2 protein-coding genes are annotated in these 6,285 nt (G+C 74.9%); both read right to left on the bottom strand.

Annotated features, from left to right (window positions below):
* The coding region (locus ABZ172_RS29905) for a beta-ketoacyl synthase N-terminal-like domain-containing protein (RefSeq protein ID WP_356888477.1) at positions 1–5,496 on the bottom strand (5,496 nt) is incomplete at its 3' end.
* A 78-nt stretch (positions 5,497–5,574) separates the two neighbouring features.
* Positions 5,575–6,285 (bottom strand): beta-ketoacyl reductase (locus ABZ172_RS29900; protein ID WP_356888475.1); only part of this gene is annotated, 711 nt, incomplete at its 5' end.

Here is a 6,285-nt window from a genome sequence, read left to right as displayed (position 1 = left end):
CCGCACACCCACCAAATACCGCGCCACCACCCCACCCAACACACCCGAACCACCCGACACCAACACCCAACCCCCACCCACCTCACCGACACCGGGACGGACAGCGGTGTCGGTGCCGGTGCCGCCGCCATCGGCCCCGGCTACCGGCTCCGGCGCGGGCTCCGAGGGGAGAGCCTGCGGGACCCCCAGCACCAACTTGCCCACGTGCCCCGCGCGGCTCATCAGCCCGAACGCCTCACCCACCCGCCGTACGTCCCACACCCCGGTGGGCAGCTGCCGCAGTTCGCCCGTCCCGAACAGCCGGACGATCTCGCGCAGCATCTCCCCCAGGCGGTCGGGCCCCGCTTCCGCCAGGTCGAAAGCGCGATAGGTCACGCCGTCGTGAGCGGCCGCGACCTCGCCGGGATCCCGTACGTCCGCCTTGCCCAGCTCCACGAACCGCCCACCCGGACGCACCAACCCCAACGACGCATCCACCAACTCCCCCGCCAGCGAATCGACCACCACATCCACACCCGACCGGAACACCTCCGCGAACCCCACCGAACGCGACGAAGCAATACGCCCCTCCGCCACACCCAACCCCCGCACCACCGGCCACTTCGACTCACTCGCCGTCGCACACACCTCCGCACCCAACCACCGCGCCAACTGCACCGCAGCCATCCCCACACCCCCCGCAGCCGCATGCACCAACACCACCTCACCCGACCGCACACCCGCCACATCCACCAACGCATAGAAAGCCGTCACGAACGCCACCGGAACCGACGCGGCCTCCACCCACGACCACCCCACCGGAACCCCCACCACCACCCGCTCATCCACCACGGTGTGCGAGCCGAACCACTCGCCGCCGAGCCCCATGACGCGGTCGCCGACCGCGACTCCGGTCACGGCGGAGCCGATCTCGGTGACCACGCCGGCGCCTTCGCTGCCCATCCGCGCGGTGTCCGCGTCCGGGTACGTGCCCAGGGCGATCAGCACGTCACGGAAGTTCACGCCCGCGACGCGGATCTCGATGCGCACCTCGCGCGCGCCGAGCGGTCGGGTCGCCGCCGTCGACGGGACGGGGGCGATCCCGTCGAGGGCGGCTCCCGGTGTGGTGCGCAGGTGCCAGGCGCCGTCGGGGAGCTCCAGCGCGTCCGGGACCGCGGCGAGTTGCGGTACGAGGATCTCGCCCCGCCGGAGGGCCAGTTGGGGTTCGCCGGTGACGAGGGCGGCGGGCAGGGCGGCGAGCGAGGCGGGATCGTCGTCCAGGTCGGCCAGGACGAACCGGCCGGGGTGTTCGGACTGTGCGGAGCGCACCAGGCCCCACACGGGCGTGGCGGCGAGGTCCGGTACGCCCTCTCCCGCCCCGGCGGGCACGGCCCCCCGGGTGAGCAGCACCAGCGTGGCGCCGGTGGCCGCGAACGCCTCGTCGGCCAGCCATGCCTGCACGAGCGCCAAGGCACGGCCGGCGGCGGCCAGGGCCTCCTGTGCGGTGTCCCCGTCCCCGGCTCCCGCGGTGTCGAAGCCTTCCGCGGCTTCCGTGGTTTGCGCTGCTTCCGCGGCCGCCGGGCGCCCGGGGTCCTGGGCGACGTCCGTCAGTACGTACGCGGGCGCCGGGCAGCGGCCGCTGGTGATCTGCTCGGCGAGGGCGGTCAGATCGTCGTGGCGCGAGACGGTCCCGTCGAGGCCGGGACCGGGGATGTCCGGGCCGAGGACCGCGAGCACCGGGGCGGCGGTGGCGGTCGGCGCGGGGACGGGGGTCCAGTCCACGCGGTGCAGACTGCCCCCGGCGCCACCGTGGTGCGCGGTGTCCGGCACCGGCCGGGTCACCAGGGCCTCGGCCGAGAGCACCGGCCTGCCGGTGTCGTCCGTCACGAGCACCGCCATGGCGCCGCCGGTGACCGGTGTCAGCCTCACGCGCAGGCTCGACGCGCCGGTGGCGTACAGGGACACACCGGTCCACAGGAACGGCAGTCCGGCGGAGGTGAGGGTGTCGGCGGCGGCCGGCCAGGCGTGCAGGGCGGCGTCGAGGAGCGCCGGGTGCAGGCCGAAGTCGGCGGCGCTCTGCCGGATCCCGTCGGGGAGGGCGGCCTCGGCGTAGATCACGTCGTCCTGGATCCATACGCCGCCGAGGCCACGGAACGCGGGGCCGTAGGCAAGTCCGGCGGTGGCGAGCCGCTCGTACAGCTCGCTCGTGCCGACCGGTCGGGCTCCGTCGGCGGGCGGCCAGACGGCGAGGCCGGCGGGTTCCGGGGAGGCGGTCCCCGTGGTGAGGGTGGCACGGGCGTGGCGTGCCCAGACGCCCTCGGAGCCGCAGAGGTACACGCCGACGGCCCGGCGGCCGTCGGGGTCCTCGGGACCGCTCACCGTGATCTGGACGCGCAGCGGGCCGCCGTCCGCGGGGAGGACGACCGGTGTCTCGATGCTGAGCTCGGCGAGCCGGTCGCAGCCCACGGCGTCGCCCGCGCGGAGCACCGCCTCGACCAGTGCCGTGCCCGGGACGACCGTCCGGTCCGCGACCGTGTGGTCGGCGAGCCAGGGGTGGGTGCGCAGCGACCAGCGGGCGGTGAACAGGTGACCGCCGCTGTCGGGCAGGGGCACGCCTGCGTCGAGCAGCGGATGGGCGACGGGTTCCATGCAGGCTGCGGCGGCGTCGGCGGCCGCCGCGGAGGCGGAGTCGAGCCAGTGGCGGCGTCGCTGGAAGGCGTACGTCGGCAGGTCGGCGTGGTGCGCACCGGTCGCGTCGAAGACACGGCCCCAGTCCACGGACGTGCCGGCGACGTGGGCCTCGGCGAGGGACCTGAGCAGCCGGGGCTCGCCGGCGTCGTCGCGGCGGAGGGTCCCGACGGCCGACACGGTGCTGCCGTGGTCCTCGGCGGTGCGCTCCACGCCGGGGAGGAGGACCGGGTGCGGGCTGATCTCGACGAAGTGCCGGAAGCCCGCACCGAGCAGGACGCGCACGGTCTCCTCGAAGCGCACCGGGGAGCGGAGGTTGCGGTACCAGTAGTCGGCGTCCAGCGTGGTCGTGTCGGTCTTCTCTGCGGTCACCGTGGAGTAGAAGGGGACGTCGGAGGGGCGCGGGGACACTCCCGCCGCCGCCTTCTCGACGTCGGCACGGATCTCCTCGACGTGTGCCGAGTGGGAGGCGTAGTCGACGGGGATGCGGCGGGCCCGCACACCGTCGGCCTCGTAGCCGGCGAGCAGTTCGTCGAGTGCGGCGGCGTCGCCGGAGACCACGAGGTGCGAGGGCCCGTTGACCGCGGCGACCGACAGGCCGCCCGGGCGGGCGCCGAGGGCACGGCGTACCTCGTCCTCCGGTGCGCCGACGGAGGCCATGCCGCCCCGTCCGGCGAGCGCCGTCAGTGCCCGGCTGCGCAGGGCCACCACGCGTGCGCCGTCCTCCAGGGTCAGCGCGCCCGCGGCCACGGCGGCGGCGATCTCGCCCTGGGAATGTCCCACGATCGCGGCCGGCCGGACGCCGTAGGACTCCCATACCGCGGCCAGTGACACCATCACCGCCCACAGTGCGGGCTGGACGACCTCCACGCGCTCCAGTTCCGCTTCGTCGCGCAGCGCTGCCAGGAGCGGGACGTCGAGGTGGGGTGCGAGCGCGGCGGCGCACGCGTCCATGCGCCGGGCGAACACCGGGGAGGCGTCGAGCAGTTCCACGGCCATGCCGGTCCACTGCGAGCCCTGTCCCGGGAAGACGAAGACCGGGCCGACGCCGTCGCGGACCGTTCCGGAGACGAGTGCGGCGGGGTCCTCGCCCGACGCGTACTGCCGCAACAGGTCGGTGCCCCGGGCGTGGTCCGGGGTGAGGAGCACGGCCCGGTGGTCGAAGGCGGTGCGGGCGGTGGCCAGGGTGAGGCCGATGTCGACGGGCCGCACGCCGGGGTGCCGGTCGGTGTGGGCCGCGAGGCGTGCGGCCTGGTCGCGCAGGGCGGCGGCGGACTTGGCGGACAGCACCCAGGGCACCTGTGCAAGGGGCCGGACGGTCTCGTCGGCCGGGGCGTCGTCGCGTGGGTTCCGCTCGGCAGGGGCGTCCTCGGGCCGGGTCCGCTCGGCCGGTGCGTCAGCCGGCGGTGCCGGCTCGGCGGGCTGCGCGTCGGCCGGTGCGGCCGGTGCGGGCGCCTCTTCGAGGATGACGTGGGCGTTGGTGCCGCTGACTCCGAAGGAGGAGACTCCTGCGCGGCGCGGCTCTCCGCCGCCCGGCCAGGGAACGGGCCTGGTGAGCAGGCGCAGGGTGCCGGCGGACCAGTCGACGTGCGGGGACGGCTCCTCGGCGTGCAGGGTGCGCGGCAGCTCCTGGTGCCGCAGGGCCAGGACGATCTTCATGATGCCGGCGGCACCGGCGGCGGCCTGGGTGTGCCCGATGTTCGACTTCACCGACCCCAGCCACAACGGCCGCTCCGGATCACGCCCCTGCCCGTAGGTGGCCAGCAGCGCCCCGGCCTCGATCGGATCACCCAGCTTCGTGCCCGTGCCGTGCGCCTCCACCACGTCCACGTCCGGGGCCCCGAGCCCCGCATCGGCCAACGCGTCCCGGATCACCCGCTGCTGGGCGGGACCGTTGGGCGCGGAGAGTCCGCTGCTGGCGCCGTCCTGGTTGACCGCCGTGCCGCGGACGACCGCGAGGACGCGGTGTCCGTGGCGGTGGGCGTCGGAGAGCCGTTCGAGACAGAGCATGCCGGCGCCCTCCGCCGGGCCGAAGCCGTCGGCTCCGGCGGCGAAGGGCTTGCAGCGGCCGTCCGGCGCGAGACCGCGCTGACGGCTGAACCCCAGGAAGGTGCCGAGGGTGGGCATGACGGTGACGCCACCGGTCAGGGCGAGGTCGCACTCGCCCTGCCGCAGCGAACGCACCGCCAGGTGCAACGCGACCAGGGACGAGGAACAGGCCGTGTCGACCGTGAGGGCCGGACCCTCCAGCCCCAGGGTGTAGGCGATGCGGCCGGAGACGACGCTGGTGGTGGTGCCGGTCATCAGGTGGCCCTCGAGGCCGTCGGCGGCGTCCAGGCGCGGCCCGTAGTCGAGTGCGACGGCGCCGACGAACACGCCGGCGGCGCGGCCCTTCAGGGAGGACGGGTCGATGCCGGCCCGTTCGACGGCCTCCCAGGACGCTTCGAGGAGCAGCCGCTGCTGGGGGTCCATCGCGTCGGCCTCGCGCGGGGAGATCCCGAAGAAGCCGGCGTCGAAGTCGCCCGCGTCGTGCAGGAAGCCGCCTTCCCGGACGTAGGTGCGGCCGGGTGCGTCCGGATCGGCGTCGTAGTGGGCGTCGGTGTCCCAGCCCCGGTCGTCGGGGAACGGGGTGATGGCGTCGGCACCGTCCCGGACGAGGTCCCAGAGCTCCTCGGGGGTGGTGACACCGCCGGGGAAGCGGCAGGCCATGCCGACGACGGCGATGGGTTCGTGGGCCGCCGACTCGATCTCGTGCAGCCGCCCCCGGGTCCGGTGCAGGTCGGCGGTCACCCGGCGCAGGTAGCCGAGGAGCTTGTCATCTTCCGGCATCAGGGCCTCACATGGTCGTGCCGCGGTGTCACGGGGGGTGGGGGTGCAACCGGCGTCGAGGTGCCGGAGGCGTTGGCGTCAGTCCGAGCCGAATTCCCGGTCGATGAAGTCGAAGAGTTCGTCGGCGTCGGCCGACTCCAGGTGTCCGGGCACACCCCCGGTGCCGTTCGCGGGGGCGTCCGCCGGGGCGAGGGGGCCGTCCGCGCGCCCGTCCGGACCGGCGTCCTCGGGTGCGGTGCCGGTCCCGCCCGGCGCCAGTGCTTCGGCGAGGTGCCGGGCGAGGCGCGTGGCGTCGGGATGGTCGAAGACCAGGGTGGCCGGCAGCGGCAGACCGGTCTCGGTCTTCAGCCGGTTGCGCAGCTCGACCGCGGTGAGCGAGTCGATGCCGAGGTCCAGGAATCCCCGTTCGGCGGGGATCCCGGTGGCCGCGTCGTACCCCAGCACGATCGCGGTGTGCTCCCGCACGGCGCTCAGCACCACGCGGTGGCGTTCCGTGTCACCCAGCCCCTCCAGCCGTGCGGGCAGCGGGGGGCCGTCCGGCTGCGGACCGTCCTGGGCGGTGGCGACGGTGCGGCGGCCGAGGGGTGCGGAGGTACGGGCGTGGTCCCGCAGCATCGGGTGGGCCGAGCTGCCGGTACCGCCCTCGGCGAGGGCCTGGGGATCGAAACGCGCCGCCACGACCAGGCTGTCCGCCGACCGTTCGGCGGTGTCGAGGAGCCTCAGCCCCTCCTCCGTCGACATCGGCAGCACACCCATCCGCCGCATCCGCGCCAGATCAGAACCCTCCAG

This window comes from Streptomyces sp. NPDC006296, from assembly GCF_040613235.1.
Taxonomy (GTDB): Bacteria; Actinomycetota; Actinomycetes; order Streptomycetales; family Streptomycetaceae; genus Streptomyces.
Note: the sequence above shows the minus strand (reverse complement) of the source record. Positions and strands in the feature narration are given on the sequence as shown.